Source organism: Achromobacter sp. RT286_PF (assembly GCF_059760425.1).
In genome coordinates, this window is record NZ_JCBAMR010000024.1 from 17405 (window position 1) to 39502 (window position 22098).

Annotated in this window: 22 protein-coding genes and 1 pseudogene; 13 read left to right on the forward strand and 10 right to left on the reverse strand. The window is 65.3% G+C overall.

Features of this window, described 5'->3' with window-relative positions:
• Nucleotides 1-122: 122 nt before the first annotated feature.
• The 5 genes and pseudogenes from AC6LJY_RS18210 to AC6LJY_RS18230 all read left to right on the forward strand — a co-directional run.
• Nucleotides 123-791 (forward strand): annotated as a pseudogene (locus AC6LJY_RS18210) (DUF502 domain-containing protein); the annotation flags it as partial.
• Nucleotides 792-1000: 209 nt separating this feature from the next.
• On the forward strand, nt 1001-1246 hold the full coding sequence (locus AC6LJY_RS18215) for an RNA-binding S4 domain-containing protein (RefSeq protein WP_046805016.1): 246 nt from the start codon (nt 1001-1003) through the stop codon (nt 1244-1246).
• A gap of 40 nt (nt 1247-1286) precedes the next feature.
• Nucleotides 1287-1862, forward strand: coding sequence for a restriction endonuclease (locus tag AC6LJY_RS18220; protein WP_314355607.1), 576 nt, complete (start codon nt 1287-1289; stop codon nt 1860-1862).
• Nucleotides 1863-1899: 37 nt separating this feature from the next.
• A complete protein-coding gene (locus AC6LJY_RS18225) occupies nt 1900-2277 on the forward strand; it encodes a DUF2784 domain-containing protein (protein WP_046805018.1) in 378 nt (125 codons plus the stop codon).
• Between the two features lie 39 nt (nt 2278-2316).
• Nucleotides 2317-3321, forward strand: a complete 1005-nt coding sequence (locus tag AC6LJY_RS18230; protein ID WP_498136502.1) for a tetratricopeptide repeat protein — start codon at nt 2317-2319, stop codon at nt 3319-3321.
• 132 nt (nt 3322-3453) lie between these two features.
• Here AC6LJY_RS18230 and AC6LJY_RS18235 read toward each other — a convergent pair whose 3' ends face one another.
• Nucleotides 3454-4581: an acyl-CoA dehydrogenase family protein gene (locus AC6LJY_RS18235; protein WP_314355605.1), complete on the reverse strand. Its 1128-nt coding sequence runs from the start codon at nt 4579-4581 to the stop codon at nt 3454-3456.
• A gap of 246 nt (nt 4582-4827) precedes the next feature.
• Between AC6LJY_RS18235 and AC6LJY_RS18240 the strand changes: the two genes are divergently transcribed.
• Both AC6LJY_RS18240 and AC6LJY_RS18245 read left to right on the forward strand, forming a co-directional pair.
• Nucleotides 4828-5724, forward strand: a complete 897-nt coding sequence (locus AC6LJY_RS18240) for an NAD(P)/FAD-dependent oxidoreductase (protein WP_498136503.1) — start codon at nt 4828-4830, stop codon at nt 5722-5724.
• A 181-nt stretch (nt 5725-5905) separates the two neighbouring features.
• Entirely contained in the window at nt 5906-6568 is a 663-nt protein-coding gene (locus AC6LJY_RS18245; protein ID WP_219992411.1) for an arylsulfatase, read from the forward strand.
• Nucleotides 6569-6610: 42 nt separating this feature from the next.
• Here AC6LJY_RS18245 and AC6LJY_RS18250 read toward each other — a convergent pair whose 3' ends face one another.
• The 6 genes from AC6LJY_RS18250 to AC6LJY_RS18275 all read right to left on the reverse strand — a co-directional run bounded on the left by AC6LJY_RS18250 (nt 6611) and on the right by AC6LJY_RS18275 (nt 12649).
• Complete coding sequence (locus AC6LJY_RS18250) at nt 6611-8341, reverse strand: ABC transporter substrate-binding protein (protein ID WP_498136504.1); 1731 nt, start codon at nt 8339-8341, stop codon at nt 6611-6613.
• A gap of 121 nt (nt 8342-8462) precedes the next feature.
• Nucleotides 8463-8771, reverse strand: coding sequence for a DUF2160 domain-containing protein (locus tag AC6LJY_RS18255; protein WP_046805023.1), 309 nt, complete (start codon nt 8769-8771; stop codon nt 8463-8465).
• 12 nt (nt 8772-8783) lie between these two features.
• Nucleotides 8784-9596, reverse strand: a complete 813-nt coding sequence (locus AC6LJY_RS18260; protein ID WP_046805024.1) for a carbohydrate ABC transporter permease — start codon at nt 9594-9596, stop codon at nt 8784-8786.
• Complete coding sequence (locus AC6LJY_RS18265) at nt 9589-10479, reverse strand: carbohydrate ABC transporter permease (RefSeq protein ID WP_046805025.1); 891 nt, start codon at nt 10477-10479, stop codon at nt 9589-9591. Before AC6LJY_RS18265 ends, AC6LJY_RS18260 begins: the two co-directional genes overlap by 8 nt.
• The gene (locus AC6LJY_RS18270) at nt 10476-11564 is read right to left on the reverse strand and encodes an ABC transporter ATP-binding protein (RefSeq protein ID WP_498136505.1); all 1089 of its coding nucleotides are present in this window, start codon (nt 11562-11564) and stop codon (nt 10476-10478) included. The genes AC6LJY_RS18265 and AC6LJY_RS18270 overlap by 4 nt, the downstream gene beginning before the upstream one ends.
• Complete coding sequence (locus AC6LJY_RS18275; protein WP_498136506.1) at nt 11564-12649, reverse strand: ABC transporter ATP-binding protein; 1086 nt, start codon at nt 12647-12649, stop codon at nt 11564-11566. The genes AC6LJY_RS18270 and AC6LJY_RS18275 overlap by 1 nt, the downstream gene beginning before the upstream one ends.
• A 211-nt stretch (nt 12650-12860) precedes the next feature.
• On the opposite strand from AC6LJY_RS18275, the gene AC6LJY_RS18280 reads away from it, so the two are divergent.
• Nucleotides 12861-13724, forward strand: a complete 864-nt coding sequence (locus AC6LJY_RS18280; protein WP_485131827.1) for a DeoR/GlpR family DNA-binding transcription regulator — start codon at nt 12861-12863, stop codon at nt 13722-13724.
• A gap of 91 nt (nt 13725-13815) precedes the next feature.
• Nucleotides 13816-15411, forward strand: a complete 1596-nt coding sequence (locus AC6LJY_RS18285; RefSeq protein WP_498136507.1) for a glycerol-3-phosphate dehydrogenase/oxidase — start codon at nt 13816-13818, stop codon at nt 15409-15411.
• An 87-nt stretch (nt 15412-15498) separates the two neighbouring features.
• Here the strand turns inward: AC6LJY_RS18285 and AC6LJY_RS18290 are convergent, their stop codons facing one another.
• The 3 genes from AC6LJY_RS18290 to curA all read right to left on the reverse strand — a co-directional run bounded on the left by AC6LJY_RS18290 (nt 15499) and on the right by curA (nt 18003).
• Nucleotides 15499-16095, reverse strand: a complete 597-nt coding sequence (locus AC6LJY_RS18290) for an HD-GYP domain-containing protein (protein WP_120155361.1) — start codon at nt 16093-16095, stop codon at nt 15499-15501.
• 165 nt (nt 16096-16260) lie between these two features.
• Complete coding sequence (locus AC6LJY_RS18295) at nt 16261-16941, reverse strand: type 1 glutamine amidotransferase domain-containing protein (protein WP_046805030.1); 681 nt, start codon at nt 16939-16941, stop codon at nt 16261-16263.
• Between the two features lie 24 nt (nt 16942-16965).
• A complete protein-coding gene (gene curA / locus AC6LJY_RS18300) occupies nt 16966-18003 on the reverse strand; it encodes an NADPH-dependent curcumin/dihydrocurcumin reductase (RefSeq protein WP_046805031.1) in 1038 nt (345 codons plus the stop codon).
• Between the two features lie 166 nt (nt 18004-18169).
• Between curA and AC6LJY_RS18305 the strand changes: the two genes are divergently transcribed.
• Genes AC6LJY_RS18305 through AC6LJY_RS18320 form a run of 4 tightly spaced genes read left to right on the forward strand, consistent with a single transcriptional unit; the run spans nt 18170 to nt 22096 of the window.
• The gene (locus AC6LJY_RS18305) at nt 18170-18967 is read left to right on the forward strand and encodes a TetR family transcriptional regulator (RefSeq protein WP_314355598.1); all 798 of its coding nucleotides are present in this window, start codon (nt 18170-18172) and stop codon (nt 18965-18967) included.
• 2 nt (nt 18968-18969) lie between these two features.
• Entirely contained in the window at nt 18970-19950 is a 981-nt protein-coding gene (locus tag AC6LJY_RS18310; RefSeq protein WP_314355597.1) for an HlyD family secretion protein, read from the forward strand.
• The gene (locus AC6LJY_RS18315; RefSeq protein WP_498136508.1) at nt 19947-20954 is read left to right on the forward strand and encodes an ABC transporter ATP-binding protein; all 1008 of its coding nucleotides are present in this window, start codon (nt 19947-19949) and stop codon (nt 20952-20954) included. The genes AC6LJY_RS18310 and AC6LJY_RS18315 overlap by 4 nt, the downstream gene beginning before the upstream one ends.
• Nucleotides 20951-22096, forward strand: coding sequence for an ABC transporter permease (locus AC6LJY_RS18320; RefSeq protein WP_104143866.1), 1146 nt, complete (start codon nt 20951-20953; stop codon nt 22094-22096). The genes AC6LJY_RS18315 and AC6LJY_RS18320 overlap by 4 nt, the downstream gene beginning before the upstream one ends.
• Nucleotides 22097-22098: the final 2 nt, after the last annotated feature.

Genomic DNA, 22098 nt, shown 5'->3' on the forward strand with positions numbered 1-22098 from the left:
GCCGGCACGGCCCTGCCTGGCATGCGGTTTGTTACGGGCGCGCGCATCGGCGGCTGCTATGCTGGCGGCCCTCCGACTCGCGCCGCTGGCCCTGTCCGACCCCAATTCTTTAGTCCCTGCCTATGACTCGTCTCTACAAATACTTTTTCCGTGGCCTGATCACCGTCCTGCCGCTGGCCCTGACCATCTACCTGCTGTACATCTTCCTGGCGTGGACGGAAGCCGTGGCGCTGACGTTCCTGCGCCCGTTCATTGGCGGCTTCTACGTGCCGGGCATGGGCCTGGCCCTGGGCATCCTGGGGATTCTGGCGATCGGCTATCTGGTGTCCAAGCAGCGTGTGCAGCGCTTCTTGACCGTGGTGGAAATGCCCTTCACCAACCTGCCGGTGGTCAAAAGCATTTATTCGTCGCTAAAGAGCTTTGCCGATTATTTTTCGCCCAGCTCCAAGAACACGGCGCAACAGGTGGTGATTCTGCGCTTGCCGGGACAACAACTGGAACTGGTGGGTCTGGTGACCCGCCGCAGCATGGAAGGCCTGCCCGAAGGATTCACGCAGGGCGACCGCGTGGCCGTTTATCTGCCGATGGGTTACATGATCGGCGGCTACACGGTATTTGTGCCGCAAGATTGGGTGCAGCCCATTGATATGTCGGTGGAAGAAGCCATGCGTTCGTCGCTGATCGCCTGGATGGCGCGCGCCGAACACCCCCGCCCCGCTGCGCCTACAGTCGTCGAGCCCACCGTCGCGCCGGACGCAGCTGAAGCGCCCGGAGCCGGTATGCCGGCAGCCGGTATGCCCGCCGCCGGTACGCCCGAAGCCGGTACGCCCGCCGCCGGTACGCCGGCCACCCGTACGCCCGAAGCCGGTACGCCGGCCGCCGGTACGCCCGAAGCCGGTACGCCCGAAGCCGGTATGCCCGCCGCCGGTATGCCCGCCGCCGACGCCCCTCCCGCTGGCGGCCCTCGCTGAATCGCCCTACTTCCTGATACGCGCAATCCATGCCCTTGATCGAATTCACGCTTGCCGAAGGCAGCCCCTATATTGAAATCAACCAGCTCTTGAAAGCCACAGGCGTTTGCGACAGCGGCGGCGCGGGCAAGATGATGGTGGCCGACGGCCACGTCAGCGTGGGCGGCGTGGTTGAAACCCGCAAGACCGCGAAAATCCGTGGCGGCCAGATCGTCACCATCGGCGACATCCGCATCGTGGTGCGCGCCCCGCAAGCGCCCGCCCCCGACGCCTGAGCCGCACCCTTTTCCCAACCCCGCCACACCGCGAGCCCTCATGAAATTCAAGATGTCCCAGAACTCCATCTTTGCCGTCCTGCTGCGTTCGCCGTGGTGGATGAGCGCGGGGGTGGCGGTGGTGTTAAGCGCGGGTGGCTTTGCCGCCTTGCCGCTGGAATATGCCGCGATGGGCGTCTTCGCGGCGGTGCCGTTCGCGGTGATTGCGATCATGGCTGCCTACAAGCAACTGCGCGCGCCGTCGGGCACGCGCGTGCAAGCCGTGGCCGACGCCGCGGCCGCCATGACCTGGGCCGACTTTGCCAACACCGTCGAAGCCGGATTCAAGCGCGACGGCTGCGAGGTCCAACGCCTGCAAACACCAGGTGCGGACTTTGCGTTAAGCAAGGACGGCCACGTGGCCATCGTCAGCGCCAAGCGCTGGAAGGCCGCACGCGTGGGCGTTGAACCCCTGCGCGAACTGCAAGCCGCGCGTGAAAAGCGCGGAGCGCGCGAAGCCATCTACATTGCACTGGGCGACGTGTCGGACAACGCCTGGGCCTACGCCAAGGCGCAAGGCGTGTCGCTGATGACGGCGCCCGAACTGACCAAGTTGCTGCGCGACTTGAAAACCTGAGCCCGCCCAGGCCTTTCATTCCCATCCGGACCTTGCAATGATCTACCGCATCCTGGCCGACCTGGTCCTAGTCGCGCATGGGCTTTTTGTCGCCTTCGTGGTGTTTGGCGGCCTGCTGGCCTTGTGGCGGCCGCGCATGGCCTACTGGCACCTGCCCGCCCTGGCCTGGGGCGCGGTGGTGGTCGGCATGGGGCTGATCTGCCCGCTGACGCCGCTGGAGGTGTCGCTGCGCCAGCAAGCCGGGCAGGAAGGCTATGCGGGCGGCTTCATCGAACACTACCTGCTTGGCGTCATCTACCCCGAAGGCATCACGCGCGACACGCAGATGATGCTGGCAGCCGTGCTGATCATCGGCAACATCGTCATCTACACCCTCTGGGCGCGCCGACGCCGCCGCGCCACGGCGCGCGCATAAAGCCTATGCGCGCCTATCTATGCGCGCCTATGAGCGTGTATGAGCCCGCACGAACCCGAACGAACCCGCACGAACCGCATGACCGAGCCTATCGACATGAACCCGACGCCCCAATCCGACAACGCCCCCGCCGACCCTTCCAGCCTGATCCGTGCCTTTGACGCCGACGGACGTGAAGTGCTGATCACGCGCGATGAATGGCGCGACAAGGTATTGCCGGGCGCCATCGAACAGCGCTGGAACGATGCCGACGCGTTGGCGGCGTTGATCATCCAATCCTTGAACGACGACTTCATCGATGACATGGTCGGCCCCGCCGAACGGCTGGTGCAACTGGATCAGAACACCGAGCGCGCCGTGGTGTTGCAAGCCATCGTCTACCTGAAGCAAGGCCGCCTGGACGACAGCGAGCGCGTGTTGGCGGACTTCTGCGCGCGGCACGGTGAAACCGGCATCGTGCTGACGAACCTGGCGAAGGTGCACGCCGAACGTGGCGACGACGACAAGACACTGGACACTTTGTGGCGCGCCCTGCAACGGGACCCCAACCAGGACAACGGCCTGGGCTGGTACGAAGCCATTCATCGCGACGTAGGCGGGGACGCGGCCGGCGTGGGCGCCATGCAGCGGGTTGCGGCCCTGCCCGGCAGCTGGCGCGCGCGCTTGTGGTTGGCACGCGGCGAATTGGGCGCGCACAACTATGCGGGCGCACTGGCGCTGTATCGCGAGGCGCTGGCGCAAGCGGGCGAGCCGGTGCCCGGAGACCTGCTCATGCAGATGACGGGCGACCTGGGCAATGCGGGGCGCATTCCCGATATCGTGCAAATGGCGGCCCCGCACTATCGTGCCGCGGCGCACGGCCCGCAGGTCGGCAATAACTTGATCAAGGCCTACTTGCTGCTGGGCCAGCCCGACCCCGCCCGCCACATTCTGGATGCGCTGCACGCATTGGGGCAGCCGGAATGGAAGGAACACCTGGCATATTGGGATGCGGAACTGGCCCGGCTGCAAGCACAGCGCGGCGCCAGCGGCAGCGCCCCCTGACAGGGTGGTGACGGCGTCGTGACGCTGTCTTGTCGGTGTCCTGACGGTGTCTAGTCGGTGTCTAGTCGATGTCTTGGGGGCTTTCGCGGGACACGACCGGCAGCGGCAGCATCCCCGCGCGCCCCGCTTACCCTACAGCCCGCGCGCAATCACCAGGCGCTGGATGTCGCTGGTGCCTTCGTAGATCTGGCAAACGCGTACGTCTCGATAGATGCGTTCGACTGGAAAGTCCTTCAGATAGCCGTATCCACCCAGCGTTTGAATGGCGGCCGAACACACTTTTTCGGCCATCTCGGATGCAAACAATTTCGCCATCGACGCTTCCATCAGCGCCGGCCTGCCCGCTTCGCGCAGCGCCGCCGCGTGCAACACCATCTGGCGCGCCGCGTGCAGCTGCGTCGCCATGTCCGCCAAGCGGAACGACACCGCCTGATGTTCGAAGATAGGTTTGCCGAAAGCCTGGCGCTCGCGTGCGTAGTCGCGCGCGCATTCGAATGCGGCGCGCGCCATGCCTACCGATTGCGACGCAATGCCGATGCGGCCGCCTTCCAGATTGGCCAGCGCAATCTTGTAGCCCTCGCCTTCCGCGCCCAAGCGGTAGGCGGCCGGAATGCGCATGTCTTCAAAGGCGATGTGGCAGGTGTCTGATGCGTGCTGGCCCAGCTTGTCTTCCACGCGCAGCACCTGGTATCCCGGTGTGCCGGTCGGCACGATGAACGCGGATATGCCGCGCTTGCCCGCGTCTGGATCGGTAACGGCGAAAACGATGACCGTCTGCCCGCTTTTGCCGGACGTAATGAATTGCTTGGCGCCGTTCAGGATGTAGTCGTCGCCATCGCGGCGCGCGCGCGTGCGCAGGCTGCTGGCGTCTGAACCGGCTTGCGGCTCGGTCAGCGCAAACCCGCCGATGTGCTCGCCGCTTGCCAAGGGGCGCAGGAACTGGTCTTTCTGCGCGTCGGTGCCGAACTTAAGAATGGGCATGCACGCCACCGAATTGTGCACGCTCATGATGGTGGAACACGCGCCGCTGCCCGCCGCGATTTCCTCCAGCGCCACCGCGTAGGACACATAGCCGCTGGCGTTGCCGTCCCACTCTTCCGGCACAAGCATGCCGAAGAATCCCAGCTGCGCCATTTCCTGGATGGCGTCGGCGGGATAGTGGTGATCGCGGTCCCAGTGTTCGGCATGGGGCGCCAGCCGTTCCTGCGCAAAGCGGCGCGCCATATCCTGAATACTGAGCTGCTCTTCGTTCAACAACATGTTTTGTCTCCTGGGGTGGCCGTGGCACGCGGGCGCCGGATGGGCGCCGGGTGTCTTAGTTTTACGCGCCGCGCGGGGGATGGGGCGCGGCTTGGAATCGAGAATACACCGTCCGTGGGCGCGGGCGAGCCAGTTCTGGCGCATCGATTCGGCATCAAAGAACATTTCAGATTGCGTGAAATCCGATTGCCGCTTTATCATGCAACTTATTAAGTATCTTGATAACCACCAATAAGGAATCCGCTGATGGATTACGACGTCATCATCGTGGGCGGCAGCTTTGCCGGCCTGTCCGCCGCCATGCAATTGGCGCGCGCCAGAAGACGCATTGTGCTGATCGACGGCGGCCAGCCCCGTAACCGCTTCGCCGCGCATTCGCACGGCTTTCTGGGCCAGGATGGCAAGGCCCCGCACGACATCGTGCAACAAGCGCGCGAACAGCTGGCGCAATATCCCAGCGTGACATTCGTGGACGGCGACGCGGTCAATGCCGGCGGCGAATCGGGTCGCTTTGAAGTCCTGATGGCGGACGGCCAGCCGTTGCGGGCCAAACGCCTGATCCTGGCCACCGGCCTGCGCGACGAATTGCCCGGCGTGCCCGGCTTGCAGGAACGCTGGGGGCGGACGGTCCTGCATTGCCCCTATTGCCACGGTTATGAAACGGCCGATCGGCCGCTGGGCGTAATGGCGGCGCACCCCATGTCCGCGCATCAGGCCGTGCTGCTGCCCGACTGGGGCCCCACCACGTACTTCACGCAAGGCCAGTTTGAACCGGACGCGGAACAGGCCACCTTGATGGCCAAGCGCGGCGTGCGCATCGAACGCAGCCCCATCGTTGAATTGATGGGCGCATCACCCCGCCTGGACGCCGTGAAGCTGGCCGACGGCCGACGCCTGGCCATCCACGCGCTGTTCGTCGCCAGCAAAACGCACATGGCCAGCCCGCTGGCCATGCAGCTAGGCTGCGCCTTTAACGATGGCCCGTTGGGGCCGATCATTGGCGTGGACGACCTGCGCCAGACCTCGGTGCCCGGCGTCTTCGCCGCAGGCGACGCCGCCATCCCCATGAGCAACGCCACGCTGGCCAGTGCGTCGGGGGTGATGGCGGGCGTGTGCGCGCATCGCTCGCTGGTGATGGAATAAGCGGGCATTAGCCGCCCTGCACGCCGCAAGCGGTGCCGCGCCTTGCAAAATGCAAGGTCGTGGTCAAACGGACGGGAAGGAAAAACCGGGTACAGACAATACCGGTATTCGGACTTGCCTTGTTGCGGCGGCGCTAAGGCAGAACAATGCGCGCTCACCATGAATATCAGGATGGCTTCGAATGCGTATTTCGTTCTTGCACACCATTGACGGCAACCGGGCCGTATTTGAGCATGCGGCAGCCCAGGCGGGCGTGAATGCCGCGCAGTTGCGCCACGATGTGCGCCCAGATCTGCGGCAAGCCATCGACCAAGGGTTGGCAACGGATGGCGCGTTGCGCGATGCCATCCGCGACGCCGTACAGAACCTGGCCACCGATGCGGACGCCGTCCTCGTCACGTGCGCCACGCTGGGGCCGGTGATTGACCAGATGCCCGACTTTCCAGTGCCGGTGATCCGCGCCGACGTGGCGCTGGCCATGGCGGCCACCCGCGATGGCGGATATATCGTCGTGCTTTGCGCGGCCCCTTCCGCTGTGGACGCCAACCGGATGCTGTTCGAGCGCCATGCCAAGGCCAGCGGGGCAACGGTGGCCGTGCACGTGGTACCGCAGGCCTGGGCGCTGTTCCAGGGCGGCGATATGCCGGCCTGCCTGCAAGCCTGCGCAAGCGCGGCGCAACAGGCCTATGAGCAAGGCGCCGACGTGGTGGCGTTTGCACATCCTTGGATGGCCGACGCCGCGGCGATGGTGCAGGGCCAACGCCTGCCCCTGGACGCGGCACGGGCGGGTTTGCAGGCCGCGTTGCAACTGCCCACCCGCTCAAGCAACATCGCCCACGGATAAGCGCTACGGCCATCCGTGGGCGATGCTTGCCGCCCTGCCCCCTTACCGGACCTTGCCCTCCTTCCAGGCCGCCAGCAGCTTTTCATACGGAATGGTCTCGCCCTTGGGTTTTTCGTTGGCCAGCTTTTTCCACGGCGCGTGCTGGTCCGACAGCCACTTGGACGGGTCGCTCTTGGCGTTCAGCTTGGGCGCGCATTGCGCCATCCCCGCCCGCTCCAGGCGCGCCATCACCTGATCCATCTCGTTGGCCAGGTTGTCCATGGCAGCCTGCGGCGTTTTTTCGCCGGTGACCGCCGTGGCCACGTTCTTCCACCACAGCTGCGCCAGCTTCGGGTAGTCGGGCACGTTGTTGCCGGTGGGCGTCCATGCCACGCGTGCCGGGCTGCGATAGAACTCGATCAGCCCGCCGTAGTTGGGCGCGTTCCTGGTGAAGAACTCGCTGTGGATATCGCTGTCGCGAATGAAGGTCAGGCCCGTGATGGATTTTTTCAAGGACACCGATTTCGACGTGACGAACTGCGCGTACAGCCAGGCGGCGGCCATCTTGTCGGGGTTGGTGGACTTGAAGAACGTCCACGAGCCCACGTCCTGATAGCCGTTCTGCATGCCGTCCTTCCAGTACGGGCCATAGGGCGACGGCGCCATGCGCCATTTCGGCGTGCCGTCCTCGTTCACGACCGGCAGGCCCTTCTTGGTCATGTCGGCGGTAAAGGCCGTGTACCAGAAGATCTGCTGGGCGATCTGGCCCTGGGCGGGTACCGGACCGGATTCCGAAAAGGTCATGCCCATGGCTTGTTGCGGCGCGTACTTTTTCATCCAGTCGATGTACTTGGTCAGCGCGTAAACGGCGGCCGGGCTGTTGGTGGCGCCGCCCCGCGAGACCGATGCGCCTACCGGCGTGCACTTGTCGTCGGCCACGCGGATGCCCCATTCGTCCACCGGCATGCCGTTGGGCAGGCCCTTGTCGGCCGCGCCCGCCATCGATAGCCATGCATCGGTAAAGCGCCATCCCAGCGACGGGTCTTTCTTGCCGTAGTCCATGTGCCCATAGACCTTCTTGCCGTCGATTTCCTTAACGTCGTTCGAGAAGAAATCGGCAATGTCTTCGTAGGCAGACCAATTGGTGGGCACGCCCAGGTCATAGCCGTACTTGGCCTTGAACTTGTCCTTCAAGTCCTGCCGGGCAAACCAGTCGGCGCGAAACCAATAGACGTTGGCAAACTGCTGGTCGGGCAATTGGTACAGCTTGCCGTCGGGCGCGGTGGTGAACTTGGTGCCGATAAAGTCCTTGATGTCCAGGTCGGGGTTGGTCCATTCCTTGCCCGCGCCGGCCATGTAGTCCGACAGCGGCAGGATGGCGCCGTAGCGGTAGTGCGTGCCGATCAAGTCCGAATCGGAAATCCAGCCGTCGTAGATGGACTTGCCCGATTGCATCGACGTCTGCAATTTTTCAACAACATCGCCCTCCTGGATGAGATCGTGGTTGACCTTGATGCCGGTGATTTCACTGAACGCCTTGGCCAGCGTCTTGGATTCGTACTCGTGCGTGGTGATGGTTTCCGACACCACGCTGATCTCGTTGACGCCCTTGGCACGAAGCTTGGCCGCCGCGTCCATGAACCACTTCATTTCGGCCATCTGCTGGTCTTTGGACAGCGTGGAAGGCTGGAACTCGGAATCCACCCACTTCTTCGCTTCCGGCTCGCCGGCCCAAGCCCCTGACGTTCCGATCAGGGCGATAGCGGCCGCCATGGCGTGCATGCGCAATTTCATGACCTGTCTCCTCGAATACCCTTCCCCTTATGTTCTGCTGCGGACCTCTGGCCGGGGAAGATGCGGGCCCGTAGTCCTTCAAAACCTTCCATCCCGATTCGGCAGGGGTCGGTGCGCCCCTTCAGCCTTTTCTCATGATGAATGCCAGCAACAGCATGGACGCCACAAAGCTGATCCACACCGATGGCGGCTCATCCAGCGAAAACCATTCCACCGCCTTTTGGCCAAACCCCAGGAACGCCAGGTTCAGCCAGGCCGCGGCCATCAGGCCGATAAACAGCCTGTCGCCACGCGTGGTGCGCAGCGGCAGGAAGCCCTTGCGTTCGACCGTGGGCGACTTCAATTCCCACACCGTCATGCCCACCAGCATCAGCACGATGCAGGAAAAGAACACGGCGACGGGGGTGGTCCAAACCATCCAGCTGAACATGGCGGCCCCCTTCTACACGCGGCCCATCGCGAAACCCTTCGCGATGTAGTGGCGCACGAACCAGATGACGATGCCCCCCGGCACGATGGTCAGCACACCCGCTGCCGCCAGCACGCCCCAGTCCATGCCCGAGGCGGACACGGTGCGCGTCATGGTGGCCACGATGGGCTTGGCGTTGACCGAGGTCAGCGTGCGCGCCAACAGCAATTCCACCCAGCTGAACATGAAGCAGAAAAACGCCGCCACGCCCACGCCGGACTTGATCAGCGGCAGGAAGATCGTCAGGAAAAAGCGCGGGAAGGAATAGCCGTCCACATAGGCGGTTTCGTCGATTTCACGCGGTACGCCGGACATGAAGCCTTCCAGGATCCACACCGCCAGCGGCACGTTGAACACCAGGTGCGCCAACGCCACGGCCAGGTGCGTATCCATCAGCCCGAACGAGCTGTACAGCTGGAAGAACGGCAACAGGAACACGGCGGGCGGCGTCATGCGGTTGGTCAGCAGCCAGAAGAACACGTGCTTGTCGCCGATGAAGCGATAGCGCGAAAACGCATAGGCCGCAGGCAGCGCGACGGCCAGCGAAATCACCGTGTTGATGACGACGTAGATCAACGAATTGATGTAGCCCGAATACCAGGCCGGGTCCGTGAAGATGGTGCGGTAATGCTCGAACGTGAAGTCGCGCGGCCACAGCGTCAGCGTGCTGACGATTTCGGTATTGGTCTTGAACGACATGTTCAGCATCCAATACAGCGGCAGGATGGCGAACGCGAGGTAAAGCAGCAGGAAGGCGGAACGCCACCAGGTGGACGAGTCACGCATGGGTCGCCTCCTCGTCGGCGCTGCCGGCCGTGCCCGCGCGCTGCATCCAGTTGTAGAGAATGAAGCACAGCAGCAGGATGATTAAAAAGTAGATGATCGAAAACGCCGCGGCGGGGCCCAGGTCGAACTGGCCCACGGCCTTTTGCGTCAGGTATTGCGACAGGAACGTCGTGGCGTTGCCGGGGCCGCCGCCCGTCAGCACGAAAGGTTCGGTGTAGATCATGAAACTGTCCATGAAGCGCAGCAGCACGGCAATCATCAGCACGCCGCGCATCTTGGGCAGCTGGATGTAGCGGAACACCGCCAGCCGCGACGCGCCGTCGATGCGCGCGGCCTGGTAGTAGGCATCGGGAATGGCGCGCAGGCCCGCATAACACAGCAGCGCCACCAGCGGCGTCCAGTGCCACACGTCCATTACCAGCACCGTCACCCAGGCGTCCACGTCGTTGCCGGTGTAGTTGTAGTCCACCCCCAGCCACGACAGCGTCGCGCCCAGCAGCCCGATGTCGGTGCGGCCGAACACCTGCCAGATGGTGCCCACTACGTTCCACGGAATCAGCAGCGACAGCGCAATGATGACCAGCACGGCCGACGCGCGCCAGCCGCCGGCCGGCATGGACAGCGCCAGCAAGATGCCCAACGGGATTTCAATGGCCAGCACCGCCAGCGAAAACCCGATCTGGCGAAACAAGGCGCCGTGCAGCTCTTCGTCTTGCAGCACGGCGGCAAACCACTCCGTGCCGACGAACACGCGGCGTTCGGGCGAGATGATGTCCTGCACCGAATAGTTGACGATGGTCATCAACGGCAGGATGGCCGAGAACGCCACGCACAGCACCACGGGCAGAACCAGGAACCAGGCCCGGTGATCGATAGGCTTCATGGGATCAGCACCTCGTCGCGATAAAAACAGGTGTGCGGGTTCAGCACCGACAGCCAGACGGTACCGCCGGCGGCCACCGGCACGATGTTGCTGCCCAGCCGGGCGCGCACGGGCGTGCCTTCAAAATCGGCCACCAGCAAGGTGTAGGTGCCCACGTCCTGCACACGGTCGACGCGCATGGCCAGCGCGCCCGGCGCGTTGGCTTGCTCCACCCGCAGGTATTCGGGGCGCACGCCCAGCTTGATGGCGCCCGTGCCCGCCAGCTTTGTCGCAAGGTTCGGCGCGGCGCCGGGCACGCGCGTGTGGCCGACCCACAGCGCGTCATCGCGCCATTGCGCGGGCAGGAAGTTCATGCCCGGCGAACCGATGAAGTGCCCGACAAAGGTATGCGCCGGCCGTTGGAACAGGTCGTCGGCGCTGCCGACCTGCACGGCGCGGCCACGCGCCATCACCATCACCTCGTCGGCAAAGGTCAGCGCCTCGGTCTGGTCGTGCGTCACGTAGATCAGTGTCAGCTTGAATTCGTGATGGATTTCCTTGAGCTTGCGCCGCAGTTCCCACTTCAGCTGCGGGTCGATCACCGTCAAGGGTTCGTCGAACAGAATGGCCGACACGTCGCTGCGCACCAGCCCGCGACCCAGCGAAATCTTCTGCTTGGCATCGGCCGTGAGGCCGCTGGCACGGCGGTCCAGCACATGCGACATCTCAAGCATTTCGGCGATGCGGCCCACGCGTTCGCGGATGCGCTCGGGTGGCACGCCCCGATTGCGCAACGGAAACGCCAGGTTGTCCGCCACCGTCATCGTGTCGTAGACCACGGGAAACTGGAACACCTGCGCGATGTTGCGCGCCTGCGGGCTCTTGGCGGTAACGTCCTGCCCGTCGAACAAAATGCGCCCATGCGACGGCCGCAGCAAGCCCGACACGCAGTTCAGCAGCGTGGTCTTGCCGCAGCCCGACGGCCCCAGCAAGGCATAGGCCCCACCATCGCGAAAGGTGAAGGTCAGCGGCAGCAGCGCGTAGTCCTCATCGGCCTTGGGGTCGGCCACATAGGAATGGGAAAGGTCCAGCTCGATCTGCGCCATCAGGCCGCCTCCCCCGCGCCGGCGGGTTGGCGCGGCGCGGCCAGCAAGGCGCCGCCGGCATCAAAGGCGTAGGTTTGGGCCGGGTCGAAATACAGCTGCACGCGTTCGTCCAGCGTGTAGCGGTGCACACCGGGCAGTTGCGCCACCACGTCGCCCGCTGCCGTGCTGGCGTGTACAAAAGTGTCCGAGCCGGAAATTTCGGCCAGCTTCACCACGCCGGGCAGGCTGATGTGGCCGGGGCGCGGCTCCACGTCCAGCGCCCCCGCGCGCAGGCCCGCCGTGATGTCGGCGCCCGCGTTGCCGGGCAGCGCGCGGTCCACGGCCAACTGGCCTTGCAGGAGGAAACCGGCGTCAGTGCGCCGCGCGGCAAACAGATTCATGGGCGGGTCGCTGAAGGCGCGGGCCACGCGGATGGAGTTGGGGCGGTGGAATACCTGTGCGGTGGGGCCGTATTGCAGCAGTTCGCCAGCGTCCAGCACCGCCGTGTGGCCGCCCAGCAACAGGGCTTCGCCCGGTTCGGTGGTGGCGTAGACGACCGTGGAGCGCCCTTCGGCGAACAATTCCGAAAGCTCGTCGCGCAATTCCTCGCGCAGCTTGTAGTCCAGGTTGACCAGGGGCTCGTCCAGCAGGATCAGCGGCGCGTCCTTGACCAGCGCCCGGGCCAACGCCACGCGTTGCTGCTGGCCGCCCGACAATTCCGACGGATAGCGGGCCAGCAGATGGTCGATATGCAGCCGCGCCGCCATGGCGCGGACTTTTTCGCCGATGTCCTTTTCGCCGCGCAGCGTCAAGGGCGAGGCAATGTTGTCGTAGACCGACATCGACGGGTAATTGATGAACTGCTGGTAGACCATCGCCACGTTGCGCTGGCGCACCGGAACGCCGGTAACGTCGGCGCCATCGACCAGCACGCGGCCTTCGCTGGGCCGGTCCAGCCCGGCCATGATGCGCATCAGCGACGTCTTTCCCGCCAGGGTCGCCCCCAGCAGCACCGTCATGGCGCCTGGCACGGGCGCCAGGCTCATAGGAGTCAGGTGCGTTTGCGAGCCGGCCCGCAAGGCAATCCTGTCCAAGGTCAGCTGCATGGTGTCTCCTCTACCTACTTATACGTCCCTGTTTTTTCAACGGACTTCGGTAATCGGTACAGCGTTCCAACCGCAGTGCGCGAACGCGCCACGCAATGAGCATACTCTTTCAGACGGCTTTCGTTTTTTGTGCGTTTTACTCAAGAAGCGAACAAAAAACAATCTTGCACTGCGGCATTATTTTTCGCTTTTGTTGTTTTATCATGCGAACATGACACTGAATCCACGACAAAGCGCCTTGGTCGAAATGGTGCGAGCCCAGGGCTCGGCCACGATCGAAGAGCTTGCCAAACGTTTTGACGTCACGCTGCAAACCGTGCGGCGCGACGTGAACATCCTTTCCGAAGCCGGCATGCTGTCGCGCTTTCATGGCGGCGTGCGCATCGAAGCGTCGACCATCGAGAACATTGCCTACCGCAAGCGCCAGGGGCTGCACGCCGCCGGCAAGCAGCGTATTGCCGAAGCGGTGGCGCGCGCCGTGCCGGACGGCTGTTCGCTGATCCTGAATATCGGCACCACCACCGAGGCCATCGCGCGCGCCCTGCTGCGCCACCGCGGCCTGCGCGTCATTACCAACAACCTGCACGTGGCGGACATCCTGTCGGACAACCCCGACTGCGAAGTCATCGTGGCCGGCGGCGTGGTGCGGTCGCGCGACCGTGGCATCGTGGGCGAAGCCACCATGGACTTCATCCGCCAGTTCAAGGTTGATATCGGGCTGATCGGCATTTCGGGCATCGAAGCCGACGGCACGCTGCGCGATTACGACTTCCGCGAGGTGCGCGTCGCCCGGACCATCATCGAGCAATCGCGGGAAGTGTGGCTGGCGGCCGACAGCAGCAAGTTCAAGCGCCAGGCGATGGTAGAACTGGCGCACATTTCGCAGATCGACCGCTTCTTTACCGACGCGCATCCGCAAGAACCGCTGGCCCAGGTACTGCTGGATTCGGGCGTGCGCTGCGAAGTGGCGGCGGCACCTCATGCAGCCAACGCGGCCGGCGCGCCCGACACTTCCAGCACCTCCATCGCGGCCGGCGCGCAAGACTCCACGAACACCTCGGCACCCAACGCTTGAAAAAACGCGCGGGACCCGGGCTCATCCCCCGCCACCCGCGCTTCGCACGAAACCACCCTGCTTTTACCTGGCGGCCCGGCCGCGACAACTTATGAACCAACCCCTAGCCAACGTCACTCCGCCCGATCGCAACCGCCTGCTGTCCACCTTGGACAACACGCCGTCCTGGGACGTCATCGTCATCGGCGGCGGCGCCACGGGCCTGGGCACCGCCGTGGACGCGGCATCGCGCGGTTACCGCACGTTGCTGATCGAAGGCGCGGACTTTGCCAAGGGCACGTCCAGCAAGGCAACCAAGCTGGTGCACGGCGGCGTGCGCTACCTGGCGCAGGGCAACGTCAGCCTGGTGCGAGAAGCGCTGCACGAACGCGGCCTTTTGAACCGCAACGCGCCGCATCTGGTGTGGCCGCTGGGCTTTGTGGTGCCCGCCTACAACCTGTTCGACCAGCCCTTCTACGGCATCGGCCTGAAGATGTACGACATGCTGGCGGGCAAGCTGAACCTGGCGCCCAGCCGCTGGTTGTCGCGCCGTGACACGCTGGCGAACGCGCCGACGCTGGCTGAAAAGGTCAACGGGCGCGGGCTGAAGGGCGGCGTGCTGTATTACGACGGCCAGTTCGATGACGCGCGCCTGGCGATGAGCCTGATGCGCACCCTGTTCGACCTGGGCGGCACGGCGGTCAACTACGTGCGCGCCACCGGCCTGGCCACCTCCCACGGCAAGGTCGACGGGGTGACCGCGCAGGACGTGATCGGCGGCGCCAGCTTTTCGCTGCGCGCGCGCTGCGTGATCAACGCCACCGGCGTGTGGGTGGATGCGGTGCGCCGCATGGAAGACAAGAACGCGGCCACGATGGTGGCGCCCAGCCAGGGCGTGCACCTGACCTTGCCGCGCGAATTCCTGCCGGGCAATCGCGCCATCCTGATCCCCAAGACCGACGACGGCCGCGTGCTGTTCGTGGTGCCATGGAACGGCCACACCATCGTGGGCACCACCGACACGCCGCGCGGCGACCTGCCGCTGGACCCGCAAGCCGGTGCGCAGGACGTGGACTTCATCCTGAACACGGCGGCGCGCTACCTCAGCCGCAAACCCACGCGCGATGACGTCACCAGCGTGTGGGCGGGCTTGCGTCCGCTGGTCAAGGCCACCGGCGACGCCGCCACCAAGCAGCTGTCGCGCGAGCACACCATCCTGGTGTCCAACGCCGGCTTGGTGACGGTGACGGGCGGCAAGTGGACCACCTACCGCCGCATGGCGCAGGACGTGGTGGACACCGCGATCCAGCATCAGTTGCTGACGCAGGCGTCGTGCCGCACTGAGTCCTTGCCGTTGCATGGCGCGTCCGGGCTGGCGCCGTCGCAGGAACACGCGGGCACGCCGGACAGCTATTACGGCAGCGATCTGGCCACGTTGAAGGCCCTGCCGGGTGCCGAGCGCATGCTGGTCAAGGCCAGCGGGCTATCCGAGGCGCATGTGCGCTTTGCGGCGCGTTTTGAATTGGCGCGCAGCGCCGAAGACGTGCTGGCGCGTCGCAACCGCGCGCTGTTCCTGGACGCGGAAGCCGCGATGCTGGCCGCCCCCGAAGTGGCCCGCATCCTGGCCGAAGAACTGGGCCACGACGCGGCCTGGCAACAACGCACGTTGCAGGAACTGGCGGTCGTTGCCGCGACGTATCGCCTGTAGAACGGGTGGGCGGCCGGGGCGCAAAACACGCCCCGCGCCCGCCCTTGCGCCAACTTTGCGCCAACTTTGCGCCGCCTTGACGCAGCTTTACGGCACTTTCAGCCGGCTGTGCTGAATCATGGTTTCGAATACGCGCAGCAGGTCGGGGTCGCATTTTGCCCCGGCCTCGCGATGCAGGATGGCCATGATTTCAGCGTGCGAGCGCGCCGGATGATAAGGGCGTGTATCCCCCAGCGCATCGTAGGAATCCGCCAGCGAAATGATGCGCGACAACATCGGAATCGCGTGGTGCGCCAGGCCCGCGGGATACCCGGACCCATCAAAATGTTCGTGATGGTGGCGTACGGCCTGCGCGATGAGCTCGCGCTGCGGGATATCGCTGTGCATGAGGATGTCGGCGCCCACCGTGGCGTGCGCTTTCATGATGTCCCAATCGTCTTTTTCCAACCGGTGCGGGGCGTACAGCACGCGGTCGGGGGTGCCGATCTTGCCCACGTCGTGCAGGCGCGCGGCAACCGCCACCGCCCGCTGCTCGTCTTGCGTCAAACCACACGCCTGGGCCAACGCCACGCTTAGGGCAACCACGCGGTCGCAGTGCCGGCCGGTGGCCGGGTCTCGCGCCTGCATGGCCGCGAACAATGCGGCCTCGCAGGAACCTGAATCTAGGGGTACGTCTGGGGGCATCAAGGAAGGCGCGGCACCGGGTTGGGACGCCGCATTTGTATCGGAAAGTCGCAATTCTGACACAATGTGCCCCGCCCCTGACCAAGCAGCCGACGGGCGTACAAGCGGCGCAGATCAAAGCTTTGGCCAGGAGCGGCCCCGGCCCGCGCCGCTTACCGGACGATTTCAGCGCTTGAGCCGCTCCAGCAGGGCCTCGGCGACCGCCACCGACGACGCCGGATTCTGCCCCGTGACCAGCAAGCCATCGCAAATCACGTACGGCTGCCAGTCCGGGCCACGGCTGTACACGCCGCCCAGACGCGTGAGCTCGTCTTCAACCAAAAACGGCACCACGTCGGTCAATTGCACCGCCGCTTCCTCGCTATTGGTAAAGCCCGTGACCTGACGCCCCTGCACCAGCGGCTTGCCGTCGGCCGTCTTGGCATGGCGCAGCACGCCGGGCGCATGGCACACCGCCGATACCGGCTTGCCCGCCGCCAGCATGGTTTCGATCAAGGCAACGGACTTGGTGTCTTCCGCCAGGTCCCACAGCGGGCCGTGGCCGCCGGGATAGAACACTGCGTCGTAATCCGCGGCCTGCATGTCGGCCAGCCGCTGCGTGTTGGCCAGCACGCGCTGGGCTTCGGCGTCCTGGCGGAAGCGGCGCGTGGCGTCGGTCTGGGCGTCGGGATCGTCGCTCTTGGGGTCCAGCGGCGGCTGGCCGCCCTTGGGCGAGGCCAGCGTCACTTCCGCGCCCGCGTCCAAAAACGCGTAATAAGGCGCGGCAAACTCTTCCAGCCAGAAGCCCGTCTTGCGGCCGGTGTTGCCCAGCGTGTCGTGGGATGTCAGCACGATAAGGATTTTCATGTTGCGCTCCGTTTGATTGCGCGCTTATTCGTCCGGGCCGACGCGCACGATGCGCTTGCCCGCGTTTTCGCCCTTGAGCAGGCCGATCAGGCCGCGCGGCGCGTTCTCAAGCCCGTCGACCACGTCTTCGCGGTACTTGATGCGGCCTTGCGCGATCAGGCCCTCCATGGCCTCGCGGAATTCGCCATAGCGATGCGCGTATTCGTTGAAGATGATGAAGCCCTGCACCTTCAGGCGCTTGGTCAGGATGGTGCGCATCAACAGCGCCAGTCGGTCGGGGCCGTCGGGCAGGCTGGTGGCGTTGTAGGCCGAGATCAAGCCGCAGACCGGCACGCGCGCGCGTGGGTTCAACAGCGGCAACACGGCATCGAACACCGCGCCGCCCACGTTTTCGAAATAGACGTCGATGCCTTGCGGCACGGCACGCGCCAGTCGGCCGGCCAGGTCGGGCGCCTTGTGGTCCAGGCAGTCGTCAAAGCCCAGTTCGTCCACCACGTAGCGGCATTTGTCCGCGCCGCCGGCAATGCCCACGACCTTGCAGCCGTGGATTTTGGCGATCTGCCCCACCACCGCGCCCACCGCGCCGCTGGCGGCGGCCACCACCACGGTTTCGCCCGCCTTGGGTTGGCCAATGTCCAGAAGGCCCATGTAGCCGGTGAAGCCGGGCATGCCCAGCACCCCCAACGAATACGACGGATGCTGCGGCTTGGCGCCCAGGCGCAGCAGGCCCGTGCCGTCGGACACCGCGTAGTCCTGCCAACCGGACTGCGCCAGCACCCATTCGCCGGCCTTGAATTCGGGATGGTTGGACGCCTGCACGCGGCAGACCGTGCCGCCAACCATGGGCTGGCCGATCTGGACGGGTTCGGCGTAGGAAGGCGCGTCGCTCATGCGGCCGCGCATATAGGGGTCAAGCGACAAGTAGACCGTGCGCAGCAGCACCTGGCCGGGGCCGGGTTGCGGCACGTCGCCTGTTTCCAGGCGGAAATCGTTGTCGGTGGGTTCGCCGTGCGGGCGTGCGGCAAGCACGATGCGGCGGTTGATTGACGAGGATTGCGTCATTGAAGTCCAGCCTCCTGGGGAAGCCGCCCAAGGTCTTGCAGGCAATGCCCGGGGCAGCAAGATGGGGAACCGAGCCATTACACCATCGATGTCGTCCGACCTGCTTCGTAACCCTTATGCTCGCTCCCTCTTTTAATTAATTAAAAGATTAATTAAACTGCGCGACATGAACAAATCGCTGTCCGCGTCTGCCCCCTCCCCCGTTGATGCGCCGCGCGCGCGCCGCCCCGGCCGCCCGGCGCGCCCCGATGCCGCCGCCATGCGCGAACAATTGCTGGACATCGCCACGGGCCTGTTCGCGGCCCAGGGCGTGGCCGCCACCACCATCGCGCACATCGCCCAGCGCGCGGCCGTCACGCCGGCCATGCTGCATTACTACTTCAAAAGCCGCGACCAATTGATCGACGCCGTCGTGCTTGAGCGCGTCGTGCCGGTGATCGGTTTTGTGTGGTCGCCCGTCCCGCTGGCGTCGGATGCCAAAGGCGGCGACGCCGATAGTGGCAACGACGGCAAGTCTACGAAGCCGGCGCCTGCCGCAAGCGCCGACCCGGCCGCTGCCGCGCGCGGCTACCTGGTGGAAATCGTGAAGCGCATCGTGCAAAGCGCCACCGACCGGCCCTGGCTGCCCGCGCTGTGGATCCATGAAGTGGTCAACGAAGGCGGTCAACTGCGCGAACGCGTGCTGCCTCATGTCCCCACCGAACGCCTGGCCGCTTTCGCCGCCGTGATCGGTCAGGCGCAGCAACGCGGCGCCATCACGCCGGGCGTCGAGCCGCGCCTGGTGTTTTTGTCCATCCTGGGCCTGACGCTGTTGCCCCTTGCCACGTCGAACCTGTGGCGCCGCCTGTGGCAGGGCAACCCGCCCATGCAGGCCATTGATACCGACGCGATCGCGGACCACGCCATCGCCATGCTGACCGGCGGCCTGTTCTCGCCGCCCGCCCAACCCGCCGACGCGACCTGACCATGCCCACCCTGCGCCCCCGCCCTGCCCTTTTTCGTATCGCTTTCGCCCTGCCGACGCTGGCGCTCGCGCTGCTGGCCGGCTGCGGCCAGGAGGCCACGCCGTTCTACCAAGGCTATGTGGAAGGCGACTACGTTTATGTGGCGTCGTCCGAAGCGGGCCGCCTGGACGCGCTGACCGTCAAGCGCGGACAACAGGTGGACGCCAACGCGCCGCTGTTCGCGCTGGAGGCCACGCGCGAACGGGCCGCCCGCGACCAGGCCAGCGCGCAGCTTGCCGCCGCCATCGCGCAACTGGAAGACATCGGCACGGGCAAGCGCCCGGCGGAAATCGATGTCAGCCGCGCGCAGCTGGCGCAGGCCGAGGCCGCCAGCCGGCGATCCGCCGCACAACTGCAACGCGACAACGCCCAGTTTCGCGTTGGCGGCATCGCCCGTGCGCAATTGGATGACAGCCGCGAACAAGCGCAGTCGGACGCCGCCCGCGTGCGCGAATTGCGCGCGCAGCTGGAAGTGGCCAACCTGCCGGGGCGCGAGGATCAGCGCGTGGCCCAGGCGGCCACGGTTGAAGCGGCCCGCGCCACGTTGGCCCAGGCCGACTGGACGCTTGCTCAAAAACGACTGGCCGCGCCGGCGGCCGGCCGCGTGTTCGACACGATGTACCGCGTGGGCGAATGGGTGCCGGCGGGCAGCCCCGTGGTCAGCCTGCTGCCGCCCGGCAACATCAAGGTGCGCTTTTTCGTACCCGAAACCGTGGTCGGCTCGTTAAAAGCGGGCCAACAAGCCAGCCTGCGCTGCGACGGCTGCGGCGATCCGATACCCGTGCATATCGACTACGTGTCGGACCAGGCCGAATACACGCCGCCCGTCATCTACAGCCGCGAAAACCGCAGCAAGCTGGTGTACATGGTGGAAGCGCGCCCCACGCCCGACGCGGCGGCGCGGCTGCATCCCGGCCAGCCGGTCGAGGCCACGCTGCAATGACCGCGCCCCCTAACCACCCCGCCGATCACCCCGCTGGGCACCCCGCCAACCTTCCGCCGGCCGCGCCCGATTCCGGCAAGGCCGTCATCGACGTGCGAGGCTTGAACAAACGCTTTGGCAACAAGCACGTCGTCAACGACGTATCGCTGCGCGTGCAGGAAGGCGAGATCTTCGGCTTCCTGGGCCCCAACGGCAGCGGCAAGACCACCTGCATCCGCTTGATGTGCGGTCTGCTGACGCCGGATTCCGGCAGCGGCACCTGCCTGGGCTACGACATTGTGAAAGACAGCGCGCAGATCAAGCGCCATGTCGGCTACATGACGCAGAAGTTCTCGTACTGGGACGATCTGACGATCCGCGAAAACCTGGATTTTGTGGCGCGCATGTACGACATGCCGCAACGCCGCCAGACCGTGGACCGCGCGCTGGAAGACCTGGGCCTGCACAGCCGCGCCAACCAGCTGACCGGATCGTTGTCGGGCGGCTGGAAGCAGCGGATGGCGCTGGCCGCCTGCCTGCTGCACGAACCGCGCCTGCTGTTGCTGGACGAACCGACGGCGGGCGTGGACCCCACCGCGCGGCGCGACTTCTGGGAACAGCTGCACGAATTGGCGGCGCGCGGCATCTCGGTGCTGGTCAGCACGCACTACATGGACGAGGCCGAACGCTGCCACAAGCTGGCCTATATCTCGTACGGCAAGCTGCTGACGCAAGGCACCGCCGAGCAGGTGATTGCCGAGCAACGGCTATCCACCTGGGCCATCCATGGTCACAACCTGGTGCCGCTGGGCCAACGCCTGCGCAGCGCGCCGGGCGTGGACCAGACGGTGGCGTTCGGGTCGGCGCTGCACGTCAGCGGCCAGAACGCCGAGCTGCTGGAACGCACCTTGCGGGACGCGATACGCGGCCAGGGCCTGCGTCTGGAACGCATCGACACCAGCCTGGAAGACGTGTTCATCTTTTTGATGAACCGGTCCACTGACAACTTCGCGAGCCCCGCATGATGCGCCATCTGCAAGGCTTTTCGTGGGCGCGCTGGTGGAGCATGGTGCTAAAGGAATTCTTGCAGCTGCGCCGCGACCGCATCACCTTCGGCATGATCGTGGGCCTGCCCATCATGCAGTTGGCGCTGTTCGGCTACGCCATCAACACCGACCCCAAGCAGATGCCCACGGCCGTCATCACGGCCGACCACAGCCCGTTCACGCGCAGCTTCATCGCGGCGATGAAATCGTCGGACTACTTCCACATCACCGAAGAACTGCGCGACGAAGAAGCCGGCCGCGCCGCGCTGGCGCAGGGCCGCGTGCTGTTCGTGGTGACCATACCGCCGGATTTTTCCCGCAGCCTGCTGCGCGGCGAACGGCCGGCGCTGCTGATCGAAGCCGACGCCACCGACCCCATGGCCACCGGCATGGCGATTGGCGCGGCCACGCAGCTGACGCAAGCCGTGGCGCAAAAGGACCTGACCGGCCCGCTGGCCAAGCTGGCGGGCGGGCAACCGCCCTTCGACGTGCGCGTGCACCGGCTTTACAACGAAGAGCAGATCTCGCAATACAACACCGTGCCCGGGCTGATGGGTGTGATCCTGACGATGACGTTGGTAATGATGACGGGTCTGGCCATGACGCGCGAACGCGAGCGCGGCACCATGGAAAACCTGCTGTCGATGCCGGTGCGCCCGCTGGAGGTCATGACCGGCAAGATCGTGCCGTACATCGCCATCGGGCTGATCCAGGCCACGATCATCCTGCTGGCCGCGCACTTCGTTTTCCATGTGCCGATCCTGGGCAGCCTGCTGTCGGTGTATCTTGCGGCGCTGCTGTTCGTGGCGGCCAACCTGACGGTGGGCATCACGCTGTCGTCGCTGGCGCAGAACCAGTTGCAGGCCATGCAGCTGACCATGTTTTATTTTCTGCCCAACATGCTGCTGTCCGGATTCATGTTCCCGTTTCAGGGCATGCCCATGTGGGCGCAGTACCTGGGCAACCTGCTGCCGCTGACGCACTTCAACCGGCTGATCCGCGGCATCCTGCTCAAGGGCAACGGCTGGTGGGATTTGTGGCCCAGCATCTGGCCGCTGATGCTGTTCACCGCGGTCGTGATGACCGCCGCCGTGAAGTTCTACCGCCGCACTCTGGATTGACG